Annotated in this window: 23 protein-coding genes and 1 pseudogene; 14 read left to right on the forward strand and 10 right to left on the reverse strand. The window is 62.4% G+C overall.

The genetic code is table 11. The features are described from left to right. The first annotated feature begins 106 nt into the window (after window positions 1–106). Window positions 107–1,192: a porin gene (locus tag BTO02_RS04560; RefSeq protein WP_075156028.1), complete on the forward strand. Its 1,086-nt coding sequence runs from the start codon at window positions 107–109 to the stop codon at window positions 1,190–1,192. A 12-nt stretch (window positions 1,193–1,204) separates the two neighbouring features. After that, window positions 1,205–1,780, forward strand: a complete 576-nt coding sequence (locus BTO02_RS04565) for a UbiX family flavin prenyltransferase (RefSeq protein WP_075156029.1) — start codon at window positions 1,205–1,207, stop codon at window positions 1,778–1,780. Between the two features lie 37 nt (window positions 1,781–1,817). On the opposite strand, the gene BTO02_RS04570 is transcribed toward BTO02_RS04565, so the two are convergent. Further along, window positions 1,818–2,933, reverse strand: a complete 1,116-nt coding sequence (locus BTO02_RS04570) for an NADH:flavin oxidoreductase (protein ID WP_075156030.1) — start codon at window positions 2,931–2,933, stop codon at window positions 1,818–1,820. Between the two features lie 105 nt (window positions 2,934–3,038). On the opposite strand from BTO02_RS04570, the gene BTO02_RS04575 reads away from it, so the two are divergent. Then, a complete protein-coding gene (locus BTO02_RS04575; protein WP_075156031.1) occupies window positions 3,039–3,935 on the forward strand; it encodes a LysR family transcriptional regulator in 897 nt (298 codons plus the stop codon). Between the two features lie 483 nt (window positions 3,936–4,418). Continuing rightward, a complete protein-coding gene (locus BTO02_RS04580; protein ID WP_075156032.1) occupies window positions 4,419–5,174 on the forward strand; it encodes a FadR/GntR family transcriptional regulator in 756 nt (251 codons plus the stop codon). A gap of 33 nt (window positions 5,175–5,207) precedes the next feature. On the opposite strand, the gene BTO02_RS35600 is transcribed toward BTO02_RS04580, so the two are convergent. Together BTO02_RS35600 and BTO02_RS35605 are read right to left on the reverse strand one after the other, a co-directional pair. Next, window positions 5,208–5,708, reverse strand: coding sequence for a FadR/GntR family transcriptional regulator (locus tag BTO02_RS35600; RefSeq protein ID WP_442953453.1), 501 nt, complete (start codon window positions 5,706–5,708; stop codon window positions 5,208–5,210). Window positions 5,709–5,777: 69 nt separating this feature from the next. Continuing rightward, window positions 5,778–6,074, reverse strand: a pseudogene (locus BTO02_RS35605) (FadR/GntR family transcriptional regulator); the annotation flags it as partial. 143 nt (window positions 6,075–6,217) lie between these two features. Between BTO02_RS35605 and BTO02_RS04590 the strand changes: the two are divergent. The 8 genes from BTO02_RS04590 (at window position 6,218) to pqqA (ending at window position 11,891) form a co-directional block, all read left to right on the forward strand. Then, entirely contained in the window at window positions 6,218–7,246 is a 1,029-nt protein-coding gene (locus tag BTO02_RS04590; protein WP_075156034.1) for a 2-keto-3-deoxygluconate permease, read from the forward strand. A 13-nt stretch (window positions 7,247–7,259) separates the two neighbouring features. Next, the gene (locus BTO02_RS04595; RefSeq protein WP_075156035.1) at window positions 7,260–7,688 is read left to right on the forward strand and encodes a GlcG/HbpS family heme-binding protein; all 429 of its coding nucleotides are present in this window, start codon (window positions 7,260–7,262) and stop codon (window positions 7,686–7,688) included. Window positions 7,689–7,711: 23 nt separating this feature from the next. Next, window positions 7,712–8,689: a 2-hydroxyacid dehydrogenase gene (locus BTO02_RS04600; RefSeq protein WP_075156036.1), complete on the forward strand. Its 978-nt coding sequence runs from the start codon at window positions 7,712–7,714 to the stop codon at window positions 8,687–8,689. Between the two features lie 9 nt (window positions 8,690–8,698). Continuing rightward, window positions 8,699–9,586: a 2-hydroxy-3-oxopropionate reductase gene (glxR, locus tag BTO02_RS04605; protein WP_075156037.1), complete on the forward strand. Its 888-nt coding sequence runs from the start codon at window positions 8,699–8,701 to the stop codon at window positions 9,584–9,586. A 255-nt stretch (window positions 9,587–9,841) separates the two neighbouring features. Beyond that, window positions 9,842–11,044, forward strand: a complete 1,203-nt coding sequence (locus BTO02_RS04610; RefSeq protein ID WP_075156038.1) for a PQQ-dependent sugar dehydrogenase — start codon at window positions 9,842–9,844, stop codon at window positions 11,042–11,044. Between the two features lie 9 nt (window positions 11,045–11,053). After that, entirely contained in the window at window positions 11,054–11,362 is a 309-nt protein-coding gene (locus BTO02_RS04615) for a c-type cytochrome (RefSeq protein ID WP_232243441.1), read from the forward strand. A 19-nt stretch (window positions 11,363–11,381) separates the two neighbouring features. Beyond that, entirely contained in the window at window positions 11,382–11,777 is a 396-nt protein-coding gene (locus BTO02_RS04620; RefSeq protein ID WP_075156040.1) for a hypothetical protein, read from the forward strand. A 39-nt stretch (window positions 11,778–11,816) separates the two neighbouring features. Beyond that, window positions 11,817–11,891 carry a pyrroloquinoline quinone precursor peptide PqqA gene (gene pqqA / locus BTO02_RS04625; protein ID WP_075158591.1) on the forward strand — a complete coding sequence of 25 codons (75 nt, stop codon included), beginning with the start codon at window positions 11,817–11,819 and terminating at the stop codon, window positions 11,889–11,891. Window positions 11,892–11,980: 89 nt separating this feature from the next. Here pqqA and BTO02_RS04630 read toward each other — a convergent pair whose 3' ends face one another. The 7 genes from BTO02_RS04630 to BTO02_RS04660 all read right to left on the reverse strand — a co-directional run bounded on the left by BTO02_RS04630 (window position 11,981) and on the right by BTO02_RS04660 (window position 19,916). Continuing rightward, complete coding sequence (locus BTO02_RS04630; protein ID WP_156883745.1) at window positions 11,981–12,904, reverse strand: hypothetical protein; 924 nt, start codon at window positions 12,902–12,904, stop codon at window positions 11,981–11,983. Between the two features lie 233 nt (window positions 12,905–13,137). Next, complete coding sequence (locus tag BTO02_RS04635) at window positions 13,138–14,559, reverse strand: UbiA family prenyltransferase (RefSeq protein ID WP_075158592.1); 1,422 nt, start codon at window positions 14,557–14,559, stop codon at window positions 13,138–13,140. A gap of 197 nt (window positions 14,560–14,756) precedes the next feature. After that, window positions 14,757–15,170, reverse strand: coding sequence for a GtrA family protein (locus BTO02_RS04640; RefSeq protein ID WP_075156042.1), 414 nt, complete (start codon window positions 15,168–15,170; stop codon window positions 14,757–14,759). After that, complete coding sequence (locus BTO02_RS04645; protein WP_075156043.1) at window positions 15,167–15,907, reverse strand: SDR family oxidoreductase; 741 nt, start codon at window positions 15,905–15,907, stop codon at window positions 15,167–15,169. Before BTO02_RS04645 ends, BTO02_RS04640 begins: the two co-directional genes overlap by 4 nt. Continuing rightward, window positions 15,904–17,226 (reverse strand): FAD-binding oxidoreductase, encoded by a 1,323-nt coding sequence (locus BTO02_RS04650; RefSeq protein ID WP_075156044.1) that lies wholly within the window; start codon window positions 17,224–17,226, stop codon window positions 15,904–15,906. Before BTO02_RS04650 ends, BTO02_RS04645 begins: the two co-directional genes overlap by 4 nt. Window positions 17,227–17,446: 220 nt before the next feature. Continuing rightward, window positions 17,447–19,135, reverse strand: a complete 1,689-nt coding sequence (locus tag BTO02_RS04655) for a carboxylesterase/lipase family protein (protein ID WP_075156045.1) — start codon at window positions 19,133–19,135, stop codon at window positions 17,447–17,449. 58 nt (window positions 19,136–19,193) lie between these two features. Next, on the reverse strand, window positions 19,194–19,916 hold the full coding sequence (locus BTO02_RS04660; RefSeq protein WP_075156046.1) for an extensin-like domain-containing protein: 723 nt from the start codon (window positions 19,914–19,916) through the stop codon (window positions 19,194–19,196). A gap of 219 nt (window positions 19,917–20,135) precedes the next feature. Here BTO02_RS04660 and BTO02_RS04665 point away from each other — a divergent pair, with 219 nt between their 5' ends. Continuing rightward, window positions 20,136–20,519, forward strand: a complete 384-nt coding sequence (locus tag BTO02_RS04665; RefSeq protein WP_075156047.1) for a hypothetical protein — start codon at window positions 20,136–20,138, stop codon at window positions 20,517–20,519. A gap of 665 nt (window positions 20,520–21,184) precedes the next feature. Beyond that, on the forward strand, window positions 21,185–24,847 hold the full coding sequence (locus tag BTO02_RS04670; protein ID WP_075156048.1) for a CheR family methyltransferase: 3,663 nt from the start codon (window positions 21,185–21,187) through the stop codon (window positions 24,845–24,847). The last annotated feature ends 15 nt before the right edge of the window (window positions 24,848–24,862 follow it).

A 24,862-nucleotide genomic window follows, 5' to 3' on the forward strand; every position in this document is an offset into this window, starting at 1 on the left:
AAATTAAATGCCATCAGCGACGCAGTAAGCAGCAGAACGTGCGCCATCAGATCGCACGGCACCGTCAAGGTGTGAACAAATACAAAAATGGAGACAGCAATTGAAAATGAAATGGAGCTGGGCAGCCTGTGCGGCGGCGTTCGCGCTTGTGTCAACTCAGGCGAGCGCGCAAAGCAGCGTCACGATCTTCGGTTTGCTCGATGTGGGTTTGACTTATATCAGCAACATGAGCGGCCACTCGTCGCTGCAATTCAAGGACGGGCAAAACTCGCCCAACATATGGGGCTTTACCGGAACCGAAGATCTGGGCGGCGGATGGAAGACGTTCTTCATGTTGCGCGATCAGATCGTGGTCGGCACCGGATCGATTCTTAACGGGCAAAGCCTTTGGTCGAAGTCGGCTTATGTCGGCATGAAAAACGAGCGCTACGGCTCGATGTCGGCCGGCGAGCAGTACGACTTCATGCGCGACATGGTGAAAGATTCACCGGCTGAAATTTCCGGCCACCTTTATTCATATCCGGGCGGGATCTTTACGAAGCTCGCTATCCCGGGCAATCCGTCGGGCAGCTTCGACTGGAGCCGCTTGACCGGCACACCGGTTTCGAACTCGATCCGATATGAGTCGCCGAAGTTCGCCGGTTTGCATGTGGGCGCGATGTATGGCTTTGGCAATGTCGCCGGCTCGATCGGCGCGGGCAATGCATCGAGCTTTCTGGTCAGCTACGAGCAAGGCAAGTTCGGTGCCGATGCCGCGTACACGACCACCAAACACGTCGGCACGCTGGGCGCGCCGGACGTCACGATACGCAATGCGGCGGTGGGTTCGCGCTATACGTGGGGCCCGGTGTTTATGACCGCGCTGATCACGACGGTGCGCAACGTCGCGAACGGCGCTGCAGCAGCGTCGTATTCCGCGGGCGCGATGTACCACGTCACGCCGCTATGGTCGCTCGGTTTCAGCTACATGTACCAGAAGGGCAACGAAGAGTTGAGCAACCAGCACGCGAACGAGATCGCAGGGATCGTCGACTATGCGTTGTCGAAGCGGACGTCCGTCTATGCACTCGGTGCGTGGCAGCGCACGAATCATGGCTTTCGCGCCAATATCGACGGCTTGCTCGGTGCGACCGCGGCGGCGAGCGGGCCCAATCAGGAAGTGTTTCGCGTGGGCCTCCATACGCGCTTCTAAACCGGAAAATCAATGAGCAATACAGCAGCGCGACGTCTGGTCGTCGGTATCACGGGGGCATCGGGCATTGCGTACGGGATTCGGGCGCTCGAAGTGCTCAAGGAAGCGGGCGTCGAGACGCATCTGATCCTGAGCAAGGCCGCGGAACTGACCATGACGTACGAGACCGACCTCAAGTCCAACGATCTGCGCGCGCTGGCATCCGTGTGGTATTCGTCGGGCGATATCGGCGCGGCGGTTTCTTCAGGATCGTTCCGGACGATGGGCATGCTGATCGCGCCCTGCTCTGTCCGGACCATGAGCGAGATCGCGACGGGCGTGACGGCCACGCTGATGAGTCGTGCCGCCGATGTCGCCTTGAAGGAGCGGCGGCGGCTCGTGTTGGGTGTGCGCGAGACCCCGCTGCATAGCGGTCATCTGCGAACGATGCTGCAGTTGTCCGATATGGGCGCGGTGGTGGCGCCGCTCGTGCCTGCGTTCTATTCGCGGCCGCAGTCGCTCGAGGATATCGTCGACCATACCGTCGGGCGACTGCTCGATCTGTTCGATATCGAAACCGATATCGTGAAGCGCTGGAAAGAGGCGTAGGGGCACAGACCCCTACGCGGCGCTGCATTTCGAACATTCAGGCATCGGCCAGCATCGCGAGTTCGTCATCCTTGATGCTCGCGACCGGATGAAGAATCGTGCCATCGAATGTCTTCGGCTCGCGGTTGCCTGCGAGCACTTTCGGCAGGTCCGGGTTGGCCAGCGCGCCACGTCCTACCGTCACGATGTCCGCACCGGTCGAAAGCGCGTTCGAGATTCGTTCTGCCGTGTGCAGGCTGCCATTGGCGATGATCGTGACGTTCGGCGCGTAGCGGCGCGCCAATGTGACGAGACTGTCGCGCGTGCCTTCGAACGCGGGCTGCCATGCCTCATATTCCGTCACGTGGATGAAGTTCGCGCCGGCATCGGCGAGCGTGCCGAAGATGATTTCGGCGTCCGCTTCCGCGCCTTGCCACTTCGATACGTAGTCGTTGACCTTGCCTTGCGAAATCCGGATGCCGACCGGAACGGTATCGCCGACGCTGTACTTGACCGCATTGACGACATCGGCGAGCAATTGCACGCGCGCCCTCGTATCGCCGCCCCAACGATCGGTTCTGCGATTGGTCTCCTGCGTGAGGAACTGATCGAGCAGATAACCGTTGGCGCCGTGGATCTCCACGCCACTGAAGCCGGCGATATTGACCGCGCGCTGTGCGGCGTCCACGAATCCTTGAAGCGCCTCGTCGATTTCGGCATCGGTCATCGGCTTGGGTTCGTGGTACTGCCCCTCGCCGTAATAGAACTGCATCTGCTTGCCTTTCGGGCGAACCGCCGACGGCCCCACCGTGTGCGAGCGATAGATATTGCCTTGACTGAGCGCGCCCGCGTGCATCAGTTGTGCGAACACATGCGCGCCTTGCGCTTGCATATCGCGATTGAACGCTGCCCAGGCTGCTGCCTGCGCGTCATCTGATAAACCAGGTTGAAACCGGTATCCTTGCGAAAACGCCTTGTCCGTATAGATGCCCTCGGTCGTGACGAGACCGAAGCCACCCTTCGCGAAACGCCGGTAATAGTCGAACATGGTTTGCGTCGGGTGCCCGTCTTCGGTGGCCGTGATGCGCGTCATCGGAGCGACCGCAATCCGGTTACGTACCGCGATGCCATTGCCGTCGTACGGGGAAAGGATCAGAGAGGTGGTGTCGGTCATTTTGCAGCTCGTCTTGAAGAGAAAGTGTCCCTATCTTAGGAGTCGGGACGAGCAGGAAACAGACATCGGAATGTGAAGGCACCCTAACACTTCTGGATATAAACCATGCTTCTTCCGGACGTTCGAACCTTCCTCGCCGTCGCCTCGGCGGGAAGTCTGTCCGCCGCGGCGCGCCAGCTGGACGTGGTTCCGATGCAGGTATCGCGGCGCATCGCGGCGCTCGAAGAAGATCTTGGCGTGCGCCTTTTTCATCGGACCACGCGGTCGCTGACCCTGACCGCGGAAGGCGAGGCGTTTGTGCCTTACGCAAGAACGCTGGTTGATGCAGAAGCGACTGCGCGTGCCGAATTGAGTCCGTTGCCGAAAACGGCGTCAGGCGTGCTGCGGATGACGGCGCCGAGCGGCTTTGGGCAATCGGTGGTGCTGCCGATGCTTTCACGGGTGCTGGAAGAGAATCCTGAACTGCAGATCGATCTCGATCTTTCGGATCGTCAGGTGGATATCGTGGGGCAGGGGCTCGATCTCGCGTTGCGCATTGCGCCGCTGGAGGACTCGGAGCTGATCGCGAAGAAAATTGCCGCTAATCCGCGGCTTATTTGTGCGGCGCCGGAGTATCTGAAAAAGCACGGGGTTCCGCAGACCGTGGCCGAGCTCGACGGCCATCGATGCGTCAGGCTCTGCGCGGTCAGGCGATGGCCGCTGATTGTCGACGGTGCGATGACGCGCCGGCGCGTGGAAGCGTCGATCACCACCACCAGCGTCGAAGCGGCGCGCACTGCCACCGTGCAAGGCCTGGGACTTGCCATGCTGACGTACTGGGATGTGTTCAGGCAGTTAGCCGACAAGTCGCTCGTTCGCGTGCATCTGCAGGATGCTTCGATGGAGGACCTGTCGGTGTGGGCTGTGATTCCGAGCAGGCGTTACGTGCCCAATCGCGTCAATGTGTTCCTCGGCGCGCTCGAACGCGAGATCGCGGGGCTCGCGAAGAAATACGGCCGCTGACAACGGGCAACCCGACCCGCGTCGTTGCGGCCGTTCGGGCCGCGTGCCCGGTTCACCCGGTCATCCAGGCCTCACGCCGCATACATATGTCTGCGCGACGTCCAGGGAATCGCTGCCGCGCTCCTGCCTGCTTTCTGCGCAACGATCTGATAGATCGACACTTACCGCAAGGCTCAAGTGGGGAAGCTCGCCGCCTGGAAATACGCGTGCTCGCGGCAGCAGTTGGGCGGCGACCTAAAGAAAGCGTCGTGCCGCGCCGATATGATGTGTTTGGGGAAAGAGGCTTGACGAACGATGTCGCCTCCGGCGAAGGCCGCCGATAACGGCTAGTCGAACTCTGATTCGTTGCGGGGTTAGGCGGGCCTGCTGCTTCGTCTCGGGAAAACGCCTTGCGTGTCTGTCGCCGACTGGAAGATGCGCTCGAATTAAAGGAAAATGTAACCTGTCTCCCCTGCATAGGGCCACGGAACCCAATCGCACGCCATGTTTACCCGATCATCCGGCCCTTCCATTGCCAGACCCGTCACGCTGACGCAGCAGGTCGCCGAGCAGATCGCGGGCGAAATTCTGAGCGGGGTGTATCCGGTCGGCACACGGCTTCCATCGGGCAAGGATCTCGCGCAGCGCTTCGGCGTGAGCGCAGCGGTGATCCGGGAAGTCACCGAACGCCTGCGCGCGCAAGGTCTGATCGACAGCCGGCAAGGTTCCGGGTGCACGGTGCGCGCGCGTACGCAAAGCACGGGCTTCCAGGTGCCGGAAGGCCGCGACGCGAATCGTGCGGACCTCGTCAATGTGTTCGAGCTGCGCCTCGACCTCGAGGGCGCGGCGGCGGCGCTTGCGGCCGTGCGCCGGACCGAGGGAGACCTCGCCACCCTCGAAGCGATCCTGCTCGCGCTGGCCGAGCAACGCTACACGCCGAACCGCGCCATCGAACTCGATATTGCTTTTCACGTCGCCGTGGGCGACGCGACTCACAATCGCTATTTCAAGGATCTGCTGCAGTACCTGAACGTGCAGATTCGCGAGTCGGTGCAGGCAGGGCGCACGAATCCGATCGCTTATCCGGACCAGCCCGACGACGTGCATCGCGAACACGTCCAGCTGTTCGAGGCGATTCGCGCGGGCGATCCGGTTGCGGCGCGCGCCGCGGCGATGTCGCATCTTCACAATGCGGCCGCGCGTCTCGATCTCACCATACAAGGGCGCGACGCGCTCGGCGAAGTGTCCATACCGGGCTGATTGCGCCGGGCTCCGCTCGTCCTTCCGAAGGCCTCATTCGACGCGCGCCGCGGTATCGCGACGTGGTTCCTGCGCAACCGCGAGCAGCATGCCCGAATCGCGGTCGCGGCCGGGAATATCGAGCTCGAGGTGGCATGCCGCGCGTTGCAGATGCAGCATCACCGCCGCGCGCGCTTCGTTTGCGTTGCCGGTGCGAATCGCGTCGTACACGGCCAGATGCTCGCGCTGCACGGTTTGCGGCAACGGTTCGTTGACGAGTGCGTTATAGCGCGCCGCGTGCACGGCCTGACGCAACTGCAGGTTCAAATACTTGAGCAGTGCGCCGTAGTAGGGATTGTGCGTGGCGGCCGCGATCGCGACGTGAAAGGCAAGGTCCAGTTCGACGCCTGCATCGAGATCGTGAAGGTTCTCGCCGAGTTCGATCAGGATCCCTGATAGTTTCGCGAGATCCGCATCCGTGCGCCGTACAGCCGCCAATCCTGCCGCGGCGCCTTCGAGGTCGAGCCGCAATTCGAACACGCTCGACAGTTCCACCGGATCGGCAACCCGGGTTGTCAGAATCTGGAAGCCCTCGGCTTCGGCGCGCGCCTTGACGACACACCCCGAGCCTTGCCGGCTGTCGATCAGGCCTTTGGAGCGCAAGCGCTCCGTGACCTCGCGGATCACCGCCTGACTGACGCCATACATCTGACCCAGCGCTTTGCCCGACGGCAACTTGGTGCCGACCGGATAGACCCCCGAGTAAATGGCCTCCCGCAGCAGATCGGCCACTTGCGCGGTCAACGAGTTGAGTTTCGCCGCCATGTGTCTCCTCGTGCCTGTTAGCCTCGATGCGACGTAGCGTAAGCCCAGGATGCCCCAAAGCGTGCACTCGACTTGTCCAGGGTTTACCTGAGCCATGCTTCAGCAAACTTATCATATAACATGATTACACGCTAAGACGACAATCAGGCGCGCAGACCTGAATCGATGCGACCGAACGCCGTGAATCCACGCCAACAAAACGATGGTGTCCGCGAGGCGGACAGGTTCAGGAGACGACTTTGAAGATCTATCAGGCAATTAATCGCGTACCCGGCGGTTTGATGGTCATACCGCTGTTCATCGGCATGCTGGTCAACACGTTCGCGCCGAATGCGCTGAAAATCGGCGGCTTTACCGAAGCGCTGACAAACGCAGGCTATCCGACGATCCTCGCGATGTATCTGTTCACAGCGGGCACCAAGATGACCTTGCGAACCGCGCCGAAGATGTTGCGGCGCGGACTCGGCATTCTGGTGGCGAAGGTGGGCGTCGCGGTGATTCTGGCACTTGGCGTCGCGCATCTGTTTCACGGCAACTTTCTCGGCCTCTCCACGCTCGCGTTGCTCGCGGCGATGAACGACACCAACGGCGGCATGTTCCTCGCGCTGACGAGTGCATTCGGCACCAAGGAGGACGCGGGCACCTATGTCGTGCAGAGCATCGAGACGGGACCGTTCGTCACGATGCTCGTGCTGGTCGGCGCGGGCCTCGCGGTGATTCCGTGGCTGACAATGGCTTCCGTGATCGCCCCGATCGCCGCCGGTGCGATTCTTGGCAACCTCGACAAGGATCTGCGCGATTTCTTCGGCAGGCATGAGCCGATCATCGTGCCGTTCATGGCGTTCACGCTCGGCGAAGGCATCAATCTGAAGTCGGTCACGACGGCCGGGCTGCCGGGCATTCTGCTCGGCGTGGGCGTGTTCGTGATCACCGGCATCGTCTGCATTACCGCCGATCGCCTGCTGGGCGGCTCGGGCATCGCCGGGGCGGCCGCCTCGAGCACGGCAGGCAACGCGGCCGGCACGCCGCAGGCGGTGGCGCTCGCCGATCCGAGCTATGCTGCGATCGCGCCGCTCGCGACAGTGCAAGTGGCCGCCTCGGTCATCGTGACCGCGATCCTGACGCCCGTTCTTACCGCATTCATACACCGCCGCCTGAAGCGGGCCGAGCAACGCAAGCCACAGGCGGCCGCGCCGGCCGCCTCATCGTGGGACCCCGGCGAAGACGCCGGGGGAATCGATCACCCCCATCCCGCCATAAACCGATAGCCAAGAGGAACCGATGGCAGTTGCAGAACTCGATCTCGCACGCGCCCAGCATCTGGTCGACCATCTGATTGCGCAAGCGCGCGAGAAATTCGGCAAGCCCGTATGTGTCGCCGTATGCGATGCATACGGCTTTTTAATCGCATTCGCGCGTGCCGACGGCACGCCGGTGCGCAGCATTGCGCTCGCGCAGCAGAAGGCCTACACCTGCACGCGCATGGTCGGCACGACTCAAGCATTTCTCGAACGGCTGCGGCGCGAGGACCTCGCGATCGGCTACTTCTGCGACCCGTTGCTGACCGCGCTGCCGGGCGGCGCGCTGCTCGACGACGGCCACGGGCGCACGATCGGCGCGGTCGGCGTCAGCGGGCTCGCGCCCGCGGAAGACCAGCTGCTTGCGGATAGCGGCAGCGGCGTCCTTCAACACCGTTCGCAGCGCGACTAATTTACTTCAACAGGAAACAGGCAATGGCGAAGAAGAGCGTCTATGTCACCCGGGCGATTCCCGAGCAGACCATCGATACGCTGCGCGAGCGTTTCGACGTAACCGTCAACCCGCACGACCGCGCGCTGACACGCGATGAACTGCTGCAGGCCGTGCGCGGACGCGACGCGCTGGTGACGCTGCTGACCGACAAGATCGACGGCGAAATTCTCGATGCGGCCGGAACGCAATGCCGGATCGTCGCCAACTATGCGGTCGGCTTCAACAATTTCGATCTCGACGCGGCGACTGCGCGCGGCGTCATCATGACGAACACGCCGGGCGTGCTCGACGATGCTACCGCCACGCATGCGTGGGCGTTGCTGCTTGCCACGGCGCGCCGCGTGTCGGAGTCGGAGCGCTACGTGCGCGCCGGCAAATGGAAGGGCTGGGCGCCGATGGCGTTCATCGGCCAGGACGTCGATCACAAGACGCTTGGCATCGCCGGTCTCGGGCGCATCGGTTCGAAGTTCGCGCGCAAGGCCGCGGCGTTCGACATGAACATCATCTACACGGACGCGCAGCCAAACGAGGCGTTCGAGCGCGAGTATCGCGCACGCTTCGTCGACAAGGCGACGCTGCTGCGCGAATCGGACTACCTGTCGCTGCATCTGCCGCTGCTGCCGGATACGCATCACTACATCGGCGCGGCGGAACTGGCCGCGATGAAGCCGACCGCCGTGCTGATCAATGCGGCGCGCGGTCCGCTCGTCGACGAGAAAGCGCTGGTCGCCGCCTTGAAGGACAAGGTGATCTGGGGCGCGGGACTCGACGTGTTCGAGGACGAGCCCGCACTGGCCCCGGGGCTGGCCGATCTGGATAACGTCGTGATCGTCCCGCACATCGCGTCGGCGACCACGCAGACCCGGCTCGCGATGGGCAAGATCGTCACCGACAACGTGATCCGCGTGCTGAACGGCGAGTCGCCGCTCAACTGCATCAATCCGCAAGCGCTCAAGTAAAGGGACACCATGGCAAAGGTGGGATTCATCGGGCCCGGCATCATGGGCGCGCCGATGGCGGCGAATCTGCTGCGCGGCGGTCATCAGCTGTTCGTGAACGCGCGCCGCTCGGTGCCGGCCGCATTGCTCGAAGCCGGCGCACGGCCATGCGCCTCGCCGAAAGAAGCGGCACAGCAGGCGGACTTCGTGTTCCTGATGGTGCCGGACACGCCGGACGTCGAACAGGTGCTGTTCGGCGAGAACGGCGTGGCAAGCGGCCTCGGTCGCGGGCAGGTGGTGATCGACATGAGCTCGATTTCGCCGATCGCGACGCGGGAATTCGCCGCGAAGATCAATGCGCTCGGATCGAAGTATCTCGACGCGCCGGTGTCGGGCGGTGAAGTGGGCGCCAAGGCAGGCACGCTCACCATCATGGTGGGCGGCCCCGCTGAAACGTTCGAGGCGGTCAAGCCGCTGTTCGACCTGATGGGCAAGAACATCACGCTCGTCGGCGAAAACGGCGACGGTCAGACGACCAAGGTCGCCAACCAGATCATCGTGGCGCTGAACATCGAAGCGGTGGCGGAGGCCTTGCTGTTCGCGTCGAAGGCCGGCGCGGATCCGGCCAGGGTGCGGCAGGCCCTGATGGGCGGCTTCGCGGCGTCGAGAATTCTCGAGGTGCATGGCGAGCGGATGATCAAGCGCACCTTCGATCCCGGCTTCAGGATCGAGCTGCATCAAAAGGACCTGAATCTGGCGTTGCAAGGAGCGCGGGCGCTCGGCGTGGCATTGCCGCACACCGCATCGGCGCAGCAGCTGATGAACGCATGCGCGGCGCAGGGCCAGGGCAAGCTCGACCATTCCGCGCTGTGTCAGGCGCTGGAACTGATGTCGGACCACAAGATCGCCGACCAGTAAGTTAAAGGGGCTTTTATTGCGCAGGCGGTGTGCCGCCTGCGGTTTTTCCTGCAACAGCTTGCGCAAACGTTTCACCGCTTTAATTAGCATTACAGAAATTACGAAAACGAAATAAAAGCATGGATGCGGGTTGATGCAAGACGCTTTCGGGCGTGGTTGCATGAACCCGGCCGGCACGGCGATGCCGTGCGTTTCCGCGGAATCGATGCTGTTTCTCGAGTCCGCGTCATAACCTTCGAAAAAAAGAGGACGCACATGGACCGAAGCTTCAAGCGCACCCTTCTTGCGTTGGGCGTACTGGCTTACGCGGCGGCAGGCACAGCGCTCGCGCAAGACGCGCCGCAAACGTATCCGCAAGATCCGCAGGCGATGGCTGCCGTCAGGCAGAACCTGAAGAACATCAAGCTGCCTCCCGGCTTCAAGATCGAACTGTATGCGATGGTGCCGGGCGCGCGCGCCATCGCAGTCGATCCGACGACGGGTACCGCGTATATCGGCACGCGCAAGAACGCGGTATGGGTGCTGCACGACGACGGCAACGGCAAGGTGACGCAGGTTACCCAGTTTTCGCCGGCGAGCAATTTCAAGGATCCCAATGGCGTGTGCTTCTCGCCGGAGGGCAAGTTGTTCGTGATCGAACTGAACCGTATTCTGTCGTTCGCGAACCCAGGCAGCGCGACGCCGACCGAACAGATCATCGTGCCGCAGGGCCAGTTGATTCCGGTCGGCGACGAAGCCTACAACCACGGAGCGCGTGTCTGCCGGATCGGGCCGGACGGCAAGCTGTACGTGACGGTAGGCGAGCACTACAACGTGCTGCCGCCCGAGAAATACGACGCGTACTACAAGGCGGGCATGGGCGCGATCGTCCGTTACAACCAGGACGGCAGCGGCCGCGAGATCTACGCGCACGGCATTCGCAACTCGGTCGGGCTCGACTTCAATCCGAAAGACAAAACGCTGTGGTTTACCGATAACCAGACCGATACGCTCGGCGACGACCGTCCGCCGGGCGAGTTGAATCGCGCGACGAGAGCCGGCGAGGATTTCGGTTATCCGTTCTATGGCGGCGGCCATGACCGCACGGTCGAATACAAGGACAAGATGCCTCCGCCTGGCGTCGTGTTCCCGCAGGTCAACCTGCCGCCTCACGCGGCGGATCTCGGCATGTCCTTCTACGAGGGCTCGTCGTTTCCGAAAACGTATGACGGCGGCATCTTCGATGCCGAACACGGCTCGTGGGTCCGCAAGCATCCGCTGGGCGCGCGCATCATGTTCACGCGGCTGAAGGCCGACGGCACGGCGGTGGGGACGAAGGTGTTCGCCTCAGGCTGGCTCACCGACGATGGCCAGTACAAGGGACGCCCGGTCGACGTCGAGCCGATGAAGGACGGCTCGTTGCTCGTGTCGGACGATTTTGCCAGTGCGGTCTACCGCATTACTTACGTGGGTAAATGAGGGGGAAGTGTGCGAACGATTTTTCGCAACGTCATGGTGCCGGTGATGCTGGCAGCGATCGCGTCGTCGAGCATGGCAGCCGATATTGCAGCAGGCAAGTCGCGCTCGGCGCAATGCGCGGCCTGCCATGGGCCGGATGGGCATGCGGTTATGCCGCAGACGCCGAACCTCGCGGGTCAGGACGAGGATTATCTGGTCGCGCAATTGAAGGCCTTTCGTTCCGGCGAGCGGCAGAACGAAACGATGTCGGTGATCGCGAAGCCGCTCAGCGACGTCGAAATCGCGAATCTCGCCGCTTACTTTCACAGCTTGAAGTGACCGCGTCCGATACGAATGAATGGCGGCCGGACGCATGGCGCGAGGCCGAAACGATCAGGAGACGACAATGAAGATAAAAGCGACTACTGTGCTTGCATGCTGCTGGTCTGTTGCCGCGCTCGGGGCGGTGATGCCTGCTCACGCGGCTTCCGATCCGCATGTCTTCACGCAGACATGCCCGAACGGCGACAAGATCGCGGTGGATATGAACAAGAAGACCTTGGCGTTCACGCGCGGATCGCAAACCTACCATGCGACCTACGACGATGGTTATGCGATGACGTGGGCTGCCAACAATCCGCCGCTGCCTCCCGGTGTCAAGAACATGCCTACCGGCGGGCAGGTCGGAACCGATGGCGTTTTCTTCGGCGATGGTGACGTCGACAACAACGTCGTGTGTCCGCGCGACAAATGAGCGGACGTTTTTTTCTCTTAACCTTAAGGAGCCTTAGCCATGACCTGGACCCCTCCAGCCTATACCGACATGCGTTTCGGTTTTGAAATCACGATGTATATCGCCGTGCGTTGATCGCGGTCAGTCTTCACGCTCAAGGCGGTTTTCCGCCTTGAGCGTGAATGCCGGTGCAACGTCACCGGCTTTCTCGCCGCTCTGCGCATTCACGTTCGGATCCAGCCGCGCCGCGCCAGAAACGGGAGGTTCGCGGAGCACCATTTCCGGCCAGACCTCGTTTCGAAGAGCAGATAGATCGCGGTCAGCGCCAGCATGCCCGTGAAGGGCTGGTACAGGCGCACCTCTTCGAGAATGCCGAAGATGAAAATGCTCAGCGTATACAGCGTCATCGTGACGCCGATCGCGAGCAGATTCTTTTCCTTTTCGCGATATCCCACGTAGGTGCACGCAAGAAAAACCAGCATGATCGTGGCGTACACGAGGGATACCTTGCTTGCGGAGAGAAATACCGTCCCGTTGTGGAGGTAATGGAAATGATTCTCAAATTGCTCGTGTGCCGTATCTGCGCCTACGCCCGCCAGCATGGAAGCCTTGAAGAGCATTTTTCTTAGCGTCTCGGTGATGGCAACGCTCATGACAACGAGGCCTGCGCCCCACGTCAGTGCACGAACTGCGATCCGCTCACCGAATGCGATTGGCGAGACGCCTCTCAGGATCAGAAACAGTCCAACGAAAATGCAGGATTCGCGGCTAAGCACAAAAAAGATAAACAGGATAACGAATGGGAGAATGCGTTCGCTTCTGATCGCGAACAGAAAAAGCATGGTGAGCAACACCGATTCGATGAAGTCCCAAGGGTAGCTGAAGTAGTGTATGCAGGCCACCCATGCTACCGACGATGCGACAAGCGCGAGCACCGTGAGACTGACTCTTCGCGTCAACACATAGGCACACACGCACAAAGCGAAATTTTCCAGCATGAGGAGCACTTTCGCGAAATCGTTGAACGGATTCTGCGAGACATGCCTGAACAGGTCCAACAGATAGGGACCAAGAAGACGATTCTGAAACGCTCGCCAGTGAGGTGTCCCGCTCAGAACTCCGTCAGAGGCTGCGAGCAGCATATCCATGTTGGACACGTGCTTTCTCGCCCAGAACGCATACTCGATCCACGTGCAACCCGCGACACAAAAAAGCAGTGTCACAACGGCAAGCGGAAGCATTGCGCTTCTTGTTCGAGTCGTCGGAGTCATTTTTCCATGCCTGAGGGAAATTTAGTCAAAAGCCGCCCGGCGAGCGTAATTTCGGGTGATTCACAGAGGGTCTGCTCATTGCCGCACACTTCGTGCTGGCCGCCGTCTCATCAGATCGCGAGCACCATGAACACACCGCACAATCCGATCACCGCGCAACTCACGCGGTCCTTGAACGTGAAGACGATCGGGTCGTCGTGCATCTGTCCGCGAAACGCGAGCATCCAGATGCGGCTGACCCAGTAAAGCGTCAGCGCGAACACGGGCCACAGCAACTTCGGATGCTGATAGAGCAGCTTGAACTCGGGCGAGTTCAGGTAGAGCGCGAGCACGAGTACGGCGAGATAGCCCGCCGCAGTGCCATACGAGCGCAGGATCGACATGTCCTGCGTAATGTATCCACGACCGGCCGCCTCGGTCTTGCCTTGCTGAAACATGGCTTCGAGTTCGACATAGCGCTTGAGCATGGCGAGACTCAGGAAGATCGGCACGCTAAAAAGAATCAGCCAGTAAGACAGTGAAATGTTGTTGCATTCGCCGCCTGCGATCACGCGTACCGTGTAGAGGCTCGCTAAGGTGAAGACATCGATTAGCGCAATGCGCTTGAGTACAAACGAATAGGCTACGGTGGCGATCATGTATGCGACGAGCACCACGCCGAAGCGCCAGGGCAGCAAAGCAGCGAGCCCGAAGCCGGCGCCGAGCAGCAAGATCGTGAGTACGATGCCGAGCGAGAGCGGCAGTGTGCCCGATGCAAACGGGCGGCTATGCTTGCGAGGATGGCGGCGGTCGGCGTCGAGATCGAGCATGTCGTTCAGCAGATAGACCGACGACGCGGTCAGGCTGAACGAGGCAAATGCGAGACAGGCCGCGAGTACCGCGCCGAGGTCGTTGAAACGATGCCCCGAAAGTAGCGGTACGAAGATCAGAGAATTTTTGACCCACTGGTGCACGCGCATTTCTTTGAGCACGAGCGGAATCAGACGACGTTTTTCTTCGAAAAAGACAATCTCGGCATTTGCCTTGCGCGCGATCCGGGCGATCTGCCGGTTGCCGACAACGATTGCGCGGCGTGCGCGACGCCATACAGGCACATCTGCACGCGCGTCGCCACAGTAGTCGAAGCCGTGTTCGCCGAACTGTTTGACGAGGGCCGCAGCCTTGTTCTTCCCGAGCAGGTTCATGCTCGCATTGCTTGCGAGCACGCCGCTGAACAGGCCGAAGTGCGCCGCTACCTGGCTTGCGAATCGCTGGTTCGACGCGGTGCATAAGTAGAGCGGCCGGCCGGCCTCGCGCGCTTCGCGCAAATAGTCGACCAACCGACCGTTATAGGGCAGCACACCTACATCGAGCGTCACACGCAGTGCGATCTGTTCCTTCAGATAGGCCTTGCCCCGCAGTAGCCAGAACACGCAAAGAAATATCGCCAGCGGCTGCCGTTTGAGCAGCACGAAGAAGCTTTCGAACAGGAAATCAGCGCGCGTGAGCGTTCCGTCCAGGTCCACACAGAGTGGAATTGCGGGATCTGACATATCGATATCCTCCCGTGCTTCTTCGGCGGGCATGGCGGCATGCGCCGCGCTATGCCGGACTTACCGGATAACCGTAGAGCATGACTAAGCATGGGTCTGTACGCCAACGTACGAGGCTGCGTAGAAACACATGGATTGAGGTGAGCGAACAGATGCGAAATGGCCCACGTAGCAGGCGATCGAGGGCAACGATGCGGTCAGGCGAATACGAAGCGCTTGTCGAGCTGGTACTTTGCGATATAGCCGAGCGTAAGGCCGAGCGCCCCGCCGGCAAGGCGTGCTGTTTCCGAATGAAAGAGCACTTGAGCGGTGAATTCCATGGCCCAGAAGATGGCGGTGGTGGCAAGACCCATGACGACGTAGCGCATGAAGGTCTCGATACCGTGAGCCACGCTGCGGTGCTCGTAGCGGAAGATCCACGCCTTGTCGAGCGCGTACTTGACGATAAGTCCCACGCCCGTGCCGATGCATACGGCAAGCGGGATCGAAAATGGCCCGTCGTAGAAGTGCCATGCGATCTTCTGGCTGACGAGATTGGCCACCATCGAAATGAGCGCGAATAACGCGTACCACGTCACGAGAGCGGTGCGGCTCGCGGCGGCCGTGTTCACAGCGAAACCCGCTTGAGCACGAAGCGCGGCAGAGAGCGGATGACAAGCATGATCGCGCTCCAGAACCATGGCGTGTAGAGCAGGTCTTTGCCTTGGGCAATCGCGCGTACGATATCTGCGCCTACCTTTTCGGGCGTAGCGACGAGAGGCCGCGGCAGGGCAAGGCCTGCCGTCATTGGCGTATCGACGAAGCCGGGCTTGATCGTGAGCACATGCACGCCCGATTTGAAGAGGCGTGCGCGCAATCCTTCGCAGAACGTCGTGACGGCGGCCTTTGCCGCGCCGTAGACGTAGTTCGAGGCACGCCCGCGGTCGCCTGCCACTGACGAGATTACCGCGATGGTGCCGCTGCGCTGCGTCTCGAACAGGCTGGCGAGCCGTGTGAGTAGCGCAATGGTGGACAGCGCGTTGGTCGAGAATTCGTGCAGCGCTGCATCCACGTCGCGCTCGCACAGCGCCTGGTCGGCGAGCGTGCCGTGTGCGATGAGCACGATGTCGATCGAACCTAGCGCCGCGCGGCAAGCATCGAGCATGGCAGCATGCTGCGTGTGATCGTTCAGATCGATCACGTGTGTATAGACGTCTTGTACTCCGCGCACGCGCAAATCCTGCGCGATGGTGTCGAGCCGCGCCGCATGGCGGCCAGCGAGGAACAGGCGCGCGCCGGCCGCGGCCCAGTGCCGCGCGCACGCGGCAGCGATCGCAGAAGAGCCGCCGATGATCAGGATGTTTTTCATGATTGAGTCGTCCGTTTCCAGAAACGCGACATTAGCGCGGGGTCGCGGTGCCGCTCGAGCTCCTGCCATGCGGGGTAAGCCGCGCGGAAATGCTTCGCGCTCATGTGTGCATCTTTCGCGGGATATTGACGGCCGCCTGCTTCGGCCACGATCGAGTCGAGCCGAGCGAAGAGGTCGGTGTTGCGTCGTTCGTTCTGCGGGAAGTCGAGGGCAAGTGACACCCCTTCCATAGGAAACGAGAGCAGGCCAGGTGAGGGCAGTGGGCCGCAACGCTTGAGTACCGCAAGAAAAGAACCGCTACCGTTCGTGGCGATCGTGCGCAGGATCGCATGCAATGCGTCGCGCGCGTTCGCCATCGGCACGACGCATTGATGTTGCTGGAAGCCCTGCCGCCCATAGATGCGGTTCCAGTTGTGAATGTTATCGAGCGGGTAGAAGAAACGGGTCGCGGCTTCGCGCGCGAGTTCGACACCGGGTTTCTGGCGTCGATAATAGAGTGCGTTGAACGCGCGCACCGTCGTACGGCTAACCGGTGAAAACGGCGGAACGAACGGCACGCTGCACGCGCGTTTTGCCGGAACGGAGAAGTCGCCGTCGTCCGTGTGATCGCCGCTCGTGTAGATGCCGCGCCCGAGCGCCGCGCCGCGCGCGAGGCAGTCCACCCACGCCACTCCGTACTCGTGGATCGCTTCGCGCTCTTGCGCGAGGGCGAGGAATTCGTCGAGGTTGGCATAGCGGGTGCGTGAAACGGCGATGTGGCTCGAGCGTACCGGCATCAGCTGGATCTCTACCCATTCGATCACACCGGTAAGTCCGAGCCCGCCGATCGTCGCGCGAAACAGCGCGGCTTGCTCGTCGCGCGAACATTCGATTGCCGGACGGTCGGAGCGCAGCAGCGAAAAGCGACGCACGTGGCGTCCGAACGTCCCGCGCACATGATGGTTCTTGCCATGCACGTCGTTGGCCACTGCACCGCCGAGCGTGGCGAACTGCGTGCCAGGCGTGACCGGCAGCATCCAGCCACGCGGCAAGGACACCGCGAGCAGTTCGCCGAGCGTCATGCCTGCTTCGGCGCGCACGACGCCGTTCGTCCAGTCGGCGCCGATGAAGCGCGCGAGGCACTTCATCGGCAGCACCTGACCGGTGTCCGCAAGGCAACTGTCACCATAGCTGCGGCCGTTGCCGAATGCGAGCGTCGTACCGAGGCGCGCGTGAGCGTCGGCCAGGCGCACCTCGATGGCATCACGCCACGCAAGCGGTTCACCCGACTGGTGACCATAGGGGTATCGTCCCCACGATTGCAGCTTTGAGGCGTTCATGTGTGACGACACTGTTCCGAATGTCCGGCAATTTGCCAGAATGTCGGACCGCCGACAGTGGGCCAGACCACAGTCCAGGCGCAGGGGCGAAGAGTCCGATCTGCTTCAGTGCTTGACGACCATCCTTAGACGCACTGAGCATCCGCACCCCATAGCGCGCAATTATGTCGAGTCTGCTGAAAACGCTTGCCGCGTGTGAGGAGGGCGCAAAGACTCGCCGCTAAGCCCGCGATGGCCGCACCACGCTGTTGCGATCCATGCTGTACTCGTAGGGCGGCAATCCATCGAGTGCGTGTCGCGCGACGCCGCCCGGATCGCTCTCGGTGTGGCTTTCGCTATCGATCACCATTGTCGTGCGGCGCGTCGTATCGTATGGCGCCCACGCGGGCATTGCATCGGTGTTCGGGTTACCGGTGCGCGCGAAAGCCGTCCACGCGCCCATCACCTCGCCGGATAGACGCGGAATTTCGGGCCCATTGCCGAGCAGCCCGCGTGCCGCGTCGAACGTGCCGAACACGAACGGCACTTCGGATGTATGCGGCGAGTGCAGATTTCCGTTCATCACCGGCGTCTTCCAGTTGAAGACGTAATCGTAGACAGGCGCTTGCGCCGACTGCAGCGCGGCGATGCGCGTCGTATTGCGTCGAAACACGTAATCGGTGCTCAGCGCGGCAAGCAGTTCGCTTGGCGAAGCGTCTGGCTGCGCGGCGCGGTACGCATCGATCATGCGCGCGGCCGATACCGTGTTTTGCTGCAGCAGCAACGCCGTGCGCCTCGTCACTTCGGCCAGGTCGAGCGAGAAATTGCGCGGATCGGCCGCCATATAAAGCGTCATTTCCGTGGCCGCGTTGCCGATCAGCACAGGCATGCCTGCCGATTGTGCGGGGGCGCCCGGGTCGAACGGATGTCGCGTAAAGCCGCGACCATCGACGACCGGCCGGAATGGATCGCGCACCGGCTTCATCGCGGCGATCAGTTGTTCCATCGGCACGGCCTGGAGCTTGATCGGGTCGAGATCCGCAATGCCGAGGTGTGCTCCCAACTGATACGCCTGCTTCGCGGCTTCGTCGCGGCTCTCGAGATGAATGCCGCCCGAGCAGCTTTCGATCACGGCCTTGTGAAAGAGACCGCGCGCAGCGGGAAAATCCATCATCGCCGCTACTTTCGCGGCGCCGCCCGATTGACCGAACAGCGTGACATTGCCGGGATCGCCGCCGAATGCGGCGATGTTGTCGCGCACCCACTGAAGGCTTGCGGCGACGTCGAAGAGGCCTGCGTTCGCCGAATCGGCGAAACGTGCGTCCTTGTCGCCGAGATAGAGATAACCGAAAACGTTGAGCCGATGATTGACCGTTACGACCACGACATCGCCGTTGCGTGCGAGGTTCGTGCCGTCGAAGCCGGGGGCCGTGCCGGCGCAATTCGACCATGCCCCGCCGTGCAACCACATCATCACCGGGCGTTTTGCCAAAGCGCGGTCGCCCGACGGCGCGAATACATTCAGAAACAGGCAATCTTCGCTCTGCGGCTGCAATGCCGAATACCAGCTGCTTAGCGCGCTCGGCGTTTCAGGCGATTGCGGTGCGGACGCGCCGAACGCGGTTGCATCCTTTACGCCTGCCCAGGCCGACACCGGCTGCGGTGGCAAAAACCGGTTACTCCCTGCAGGGCTATCGGCATAGCGAATGCCCTTGAATACGTCGACGCCTGCGATACGCGTTCCGCGCAGCTTGCCGGCGTGCGTTTCGGCGATTGGGTTCGCGGCCACGGAAGTGGACGCCGACGCGCACGAGTACAGCATGGGAAGCGTTGCGGTGGCGGCGAGCGCCGCGACGCTTTTCAACACGGTCCGCCGTTCAGGGCTGGCGACACCTGCTATTTTTACGATTTCGTCGTTCTCAACTTTCATTCCGCTGTCTCCTTACTTATTGATTTGATTAAGTTTTTAAGAGTCTAGCGAAAAATCCTCAGCGGCAGAGACGAAACCTTCCCATGTCGAAATGAAAATGCGCGCGATGCAGCGCATTGAAGTCGGGGCCGAGCACGACATGAAACGTATCGCATGCGCGGTCGCGCGCTGCCTGAAGAAACTGCGATGCGCGCGTGCCTTTGGACCAGTTTCGCTGGACTGAAATGCGCGTGCCGTCTTGCAGTACGAACGCTTCGATGTCGAGCGCGTTGGCCGATGCGTGTTCGCTCGGCGGGCCCGACGCTGCATGGTTGACGTTGCGGCATGCATAGCTGCCGACATGATCGATTCGCTGCACATTCTGCCCGTAGACGCGCTGCGCCGCGTTCTGCAACGGGTCGTGCACGTAGACGGCGAGGCCGAGTGCGAGCGGGCACGATGCCATGAAGCTGCTGCTTACGCTAACGCTGCCGAGCTGTTCGATGCGCACTGCGTTTTCGAGTGGGCATCCGGGCGAAGCCTCGTTGGCGCGAACCGGGCGATAGGTGATGTTCGAGGTAGCGAGTGCATGTGCGCACTGCCGGTCATCGTGCGTCGCGCGCCAGAACTTCCATGCGCTCAGCGGTCCATGCGGCGCTTGCACGTCGAAAGGGGTGAACGGATTCCAGCGGCTGTTCCAGTCGGCGGGTAGCTCGATGCGGCCGTGCGCGGCGAACCACGCTATCGCGAGGTAGACGACTGTAGATAAGACGACCAGCAGCGCGAGGACGCGGGCGAACATATCGTGGAGGGTGCGCGGTCACGCAGCATGGTGGTGCTGCGTCTGGAGCAACGTATGTTCCTGGTATGCACCTGCGTCCGGTAAATAGCCCTCTACCGCGGCCCAGCGACACGAGCGCGCGCGACAATTCCAAGGAGCGGGTCTCGCGCATTCAGCTTCTTGAAAAACAGGGTGCTGCCCATACAGTCCGCGCACAAGACTCTGTAGGGGAGAAACACCGTGGAATTCGACACCGACTGGAAAACGCTGGGCAAACACCGGATCAGGCTGCGTTCGACGAAAGGCTTTCCGACCGAGGTGCTGCGGCAACTGGCCGACGTAGCTCGCCTTGCTGTCGACAACAATATGAGCGCGCGGGCGCGCATCGTCGAAATCGTGTTCCGGCAGGAAAAAACCTACGACATCACGATCGGCACGACCCTGGCCGAAGATCGCCTGTGCTCGCCTCAGCTGGAGAGCGCCATTGCGACCGTCATGGGACTGCTGCCGCAGCAGGTCAACGTCTTCGTGCAGGTGGTCACGCAGGAGGAAGTAGACCTGAGCTTCGGCGTTTACGAACGCACGCTCGCTGAGAAAGCGGGCGTCATTGCGCCGCTGCAATAGGCAACGTACTGAACCGGCTTAGGACCCGCCGCGCGACGCGCATGGAGCGTGCGTCAGCGACGCTCATGGTCGGCGCTCTCGAGGGCAAGCAGGTTGCCGCATCGTCGAGCCCGTCCGTATCTCCCGCGATACGGACGGGTTCGTCGATCAGATTGCCTACGATTCGACCGTTCCAGGCAGGGAGCGGCGCGCTCCCGAACGGTGGAATATCCGTTTTCAGCGTGCGATAGACACGCAGCGACGGCTTGCATGGCGCGATAGCCGTCGCGCATGCGCTCGATCTGCTGATCGGCCGGTGTGGCTCCATGGCTGCGCCGGCCACTCGCATACGGTGTATGCTGCACGGATTACACCGCAGCCAGCTTCGCCCCTGCCTCGTGTCCTTCACGGGCGAACCCACTTCAGTTTCCCGACCAGGTTCGCTGCCATCTGCAATAGGCTCGAACCGAGCCAATCCCAAAGAGATCGCTTGATGCCGCCTTGAAGTAGCCGACCGCACACTGCAATCACACACTTGACCCGCGACTTAGCCTCGCAGACCGCGCGCGTCGCGCGGACTCCTTCCACGCACCGCATGGGCACAAGGATTGCTGCGCCACACGCGCGAGATGCGGCGGGGCCCGCGACTGTCGATGCATCAACTAGAACAAGCAGGAGTACGGCCGATGGGGTCGACGCTTTCAGATTTGTTGCGGGTAGCCGTACTTGGCGGCTCGGCGGGCAGCCTCGAGGGGCTGCGCGCTATCGTCGCCGCGCTGCCTGCTGATCCGGGCTTCGCCACTCTGGTTATCACGCACCTCGACCCCGATGAAGAAAGCCGGCTTGCCGACATCCTTCAGGCGGACTGCCGCATACCCGTGGAAAAACTGGTCCACTTGCGCAAGATCGAGCACGACCGCGTTTATGTGCTGCCCGAGAATGCCGGCGTGATTGCGCTGGACGGGCACTTTCGGCTCACGCGCCGCCTGTCCGGTCCCAATCTCGTGATCGACGCTTGCCTCGCCTCGCTCGCGCAGGACCCGGACGTGAACGGCGCTGCCGTGATCCTTTCCGGAACCGGCGAGGACGGCGCACATGGCCTCGTGGACCTCAAGGCCTCCGGTGGCTTCGCCATCGCCCAGAAGCCGCAGACGGCCAGTCACCAGGGCATGCCTGCCGCGGCGATCGACACCGGGCTCGTCGACGAGGTGCTGGCGCCCGAAGAGATCGCCGGATGTCTGGTCCGGCGCTTTGGCGACCCGGCGCGCCAGGACGATGCAACCGACGCGCAGAGCGCGGACACCGACGAGCTCGGTCTCGCGCTGTCGATCGTGCAGCAGAAGACCGGCATCAACCTCGGCTACGTCAAGGACGTCAACCTGCGCCGACGCTTCCTGCGCCGCGTGCTCCTGCAGAAGAACCGCGATATTGGCGCGTACCTGCAACTGCTGCGTGGCGATGCGCGCGAAGCGGCTGCGCTGCGCGACGACATCCTGATCGGCGTGACCGCCTTCTTTCGCGATGCCGAATTCGTCAATGTGCTGCGTCAGTCGGTGATTCCGCGCCTGCTCGAACTGAAGGACGATCCGATCCGTGTCTGGGTGCCGGCCTGCTCGACGGGCGAGGAGGTCTATACCATCGCGACGCTGCTGAAAGATGCGCTTGACCGCGCGGCGCTGCACCGCCGCGTGCAGATTTTCGGCACCGACATCAACGAGGCGTCGATTGAGTTCGCGCGTGCCGGCCGCTATAGCTCGGGTTCGATCGACGACGTGCCGGAGGCGTTTCGCGAGAGTACTTTCGCTGCCACTTCGGGCGGCTATGTCGTACGCAAGTCGATTCGGGACATGTGTGTGTTCGCGCGGCACAACGTGCTGACCCACGCGCCTTTCTCGGGCATGGGCCTGATCAGTTGCCGCAATCTGCTGATCTACCTGCGCAAGGAAGCACAGCAGCATGTGCTCGAAGCGTTGCACTACGCCTGCCGGGCGGACGGTTTCGTGGTGCTCGGCCGCGCCGAGGCGGCGTCGGGCGCGGACGGCTTCGAGCACGCGGGGGCGCCGCACCTCTATCGCAAAGTGGCGGCGGCGAGGCGCCAGCAGGCGATGTTTCCGATTGACGCATTGCGGCCGTGGGCAAGCGAAGGCGGTTCGCCGCCGGTTCGCCGCTCGCAGCCAGTCGATCCGGTGATCGAGGCCGCAACCCGGGCCGCGCTGGAGCGCTATGCACCGCCTGGCTTCGTCGTGGACGAGAAGGCGGACGTGGTGCAGTTTCGCGGCGACGTCTCGGACTTCGTGGCGCCGGCCAGCGGGGAAGCGTCGCTGGCCCTGCCGCGCCTGCTGCGGCCTGAGTTGAACGTAACGGTGCGCACCGCGCTGATCGAAGCGCGGCGCACGGGCCAGCCCGTGCGGCGTGAACGCGTGGCGCTCGGCGACAGACGTTTTACGCTCGAAGTGCTGCCGCTCGGCGGCGAGAATCTGGTGCCGCATTTCATGGTCACCCTGCAGCGATTGCAACAGGAGACGCCCGCAGTGCCCGGCACCGGCCAGGACGCGCGCTCGACGGGCAGCCAGCTTCAGGAACTCGAGCGCACGGTTGCCACGCTGTCCGACGAACTCGAGGCGACCCAGGCGCAGCTGAAAGCGGTGGTAGCCGAGTTTGAATCGGCTAACGAGGAGCTGCGTACTGCCAACGAAGAGATGCTCAGCACCAACGAGGAACTGCAAAGCGCGAACGAAGAGTTGCTGCTGGCCAAGCAGGAACTCGAATCGGCTAACCAGGAACTGGGTTCGCTGAACGACGAGCTCAGATCGCGCAACCAGCAGCTCGACCGGGCAAACGATGACCTGAGCAATCTCGTCGAAGGCATCCCGCTGCCGGTCGTGCTGCTGGACAGGCAACTGCGCCTGCGCCATTTTTCGCCACAGGCGCAGATGCTGTTCGGCTTCTCCGAAGACAGCGTCGGGCAGCCAATGGCGCAACTGAATCGCCTGTTCTCGGCGGCCGACCTGGAGCGCATGGTGCAGTCCGCCGTACAGGGGCTCGCGGAGGTCGAGCGCGAGTATCGGGATAGCGAAGGCCGATGGTGGCTCGTCAATGTGCGCGCCTACCGGACCGCCGACGATCGCATCGATGGCGCCGTGCTCGCCGTACAGGACATCGACGAACTCAAGCGTGCCGTCGATGTGGCACGGACCGCCCAGCGCGACGCTGAGCGGGCCAATACCGCCAAGGACAATTTTCTCGGTCTCGTCTCGCATGAGCTGCGCGCACCGCTGAACGTGATCGCGGGCTGGGCGGCCGTTCTCAAGGCGGCCAGCGAACGCAGTCTGAACACCGACGGGGCTTCGCGCGAGCGCGCGGTGGCGGCGATACTGCAACACTGCCAGTCGCAGGCAGCGCTGATCGATGACCTGCTCGATGTTTCGCGCATCACCTCGGGCCGCTTCGCGCTCGACTCCCAACTGGTTGACTTCGCGGCCGCCGTGCGCACGGTGGTGGAAGGTCATCGGCCGGCAGCGGCGGCGAAGGAGATGACGTTGCTCAGCTCGGGCCTGCACGACCAGGCCGTCGTCAGCGGCGATGCTCGCCGCTTGCAGCAGGTGGTGTCCAACCTGCTCGGCAACGCGCTCAAATTCACGCCACGCGGCGGTCGCGTCGAGGTCGCACTCACCCATCTGGGCACGCTCGTCGAACTGTCGGTGGTCGACAACGGCATTGGCGTCAAGCCCGAACTGCTGCCGCAGCTGTTCGACCGCTTCATGCAGTCGGATACGAGTCGTACGCGCGAATACGGCGGGCTTGGATTGGGGCTGTCGATCGTCAGGCACCTGGTCGCGGCACACGGCGGCACGGTGACGGCCACTAGCGAAGGCGAGGGTCGCGGTACGCGGTTGACCGTGCGCCTGCCTCTGGTGCAAAGCAAAGTGATCGGCGAGGAAGCCGTCACGTTAGCGCCGAATCGCCGGCCGGACCTGAACGGCCTTTCGCTGTTGCTCGTCGATGATGACGTGCAGGCACAGGAAGCGCTCGTGCATCTGCTGCATGGCCTTGGTGCGCAGGTGCAAACGGCCACGGGCGCCAACGAAGCACTCTCGTGCCTCGCAGCCGGTTCCTTCGACATACTGGTGAGCGATCTCGCGATGCCAGGCGCCGACGGCTACGCGCTGATGCAGGCTGTGCGGAAGCGCGAAGGCGGCCAGCGGCGCATTTACGCGCTCGCGCTCAGCGGTCTCGCGTCGCTACAGGACAGGGACGCCGCGATCGCCGCGGGCTTCGACGATCATCTTCCCAAGCCTCTGAACGCCGAAGTGCTGCTCGAGAAATTACTGCTTAGACGGGGCCGCTGATCGGCACGCACGCAT

Source organism: Paraburkholderia sp. SOS3 (assembly GCF_001922345.1).
GTDB lineage: Bacteria > Pseudomonadota > Gammaproteobacteria > Burkholderiales > Burkholderiaceae > Paraburkholderia.

Bases quoted from the DNA above. Each gene is read 5' to 3' on its own strand.
- glxR (WP_075156037.1), top strand. From the start codon at position 8,699: ATGGCAAAGGTGGGATTCATCGGGCCCGGCATCATGGGCGCGCCGATG.
- BTO02_RS04660 (WP_075156046.1), bottom strand. From the start codon at position 19,916: ATGTTCGCCCGCGTCCTCGCGCTGCTGGTCGTCTTATCTACAGTCGTC.
- BTO02_RS04595 (WP_075156035.1), top strand. From the start codon at position 7,260: ATGGCAGTTGCAGAACTCGATCTCGCACGCGCCCAGCATCTGGTCGAC.
- BTO02_RS04575 (WP_075156031.1), top strand. From the start codon at position 3,039: ATGCTTCTTCCGGACGTTCGAACCTTCCTCGCCGTCGCCTCGGCGGGA.
- BTO02_RS04670 (WP_075156048.1), top strand. From the start codon at position 21,185: ATGGGGTCGACGCTTTCAGATTTGTTGCGGGTAGCCGTACTTGGCGGC.
- BTO02_RS04630 (WP_156883745.1), bottom strand. From the start codon at position 12,904: ATGGATATGCTGCTCGCAGCCTCTGACGGAGTTCTGAGCGGGACACCT.
- BTO02_RS04650 (WP_075156044.1), bottom strand. From the start codon at position 17,226: ATGAACGCCTCAAAGCTGCAATCGTGGGGACGATACCCCTATGGTCAC.
- BTO02_RS04620 (WP_075156040.1), top strand. From the start codon at position 11,382: ATGGCGGCCGGACGCATGGCGCGAGGCCGAAACGATCAGGAGACGACA.
- BTO02_RS04570 (WP_075156030.1), bottom strand. From the start codon at position 2,933: ATGACCGACACCACCTCTCTGATCCTTTCCCCGTACGACGGCAATGGC.
- BTO02_RS04645 (WP_075156043.1), bottom strand. From the start codon at position 15,907: ATGAAAAACATCCTGATCATCGGCGGCTCTTCTGCGATCGCTGCCGCG.
- BTO02_RS04655 (WP_075156045.1), bottom strand. From the start codon at position 19,135: ATGAAAGTTGAGAACGACGAAATCGTAAAAATAGCAGGTGTCGCCAGC.
- BTO02_RS04560 (WP_075156028.1), top strand. From the start codon at position 107: ATGAAATGGAGCTGGGCAGCCTGTGCGGCGGCGTTCGCGCTTGTGTCA.
- BTO02_RS04580 (WP_075156032.1), top strand. From the start codon at position 4,419: ATGTTTACCCGATCATCCGGCCCTTCCATTGCCAGACCCGTCACGCTG.
- BTO02_RS04610 (WP_075156038.1), top strand. From the start codon at position 9,842: ATGGACCGAAGCTTCAAGCGCACCCTTCTTGCGTTGGGCGTACTGGCT.
- BTO02_RS04565 (WP_075156029.1), top strand. From the start codon at position 1,205: ATGAGCAATACAGCAGCGCGACGTCTGGTCGTCGGTATCACGGGGGCA.
- BTO02_RS04600 (WP_075156036.1), top strand. From the start codon at position 7,712: ATGGCGAAGAAGAGCGTCTATGTCACCCGGGCGATTCCCGAGCAGACC.
- BTO02_RS04635 (WP_075158592.1), bottom strand. From the start codon at position 14,559: ATGTCAGATCCCGCAATTCCACTCTGTGTGGACCTGGACGGAACGCTC.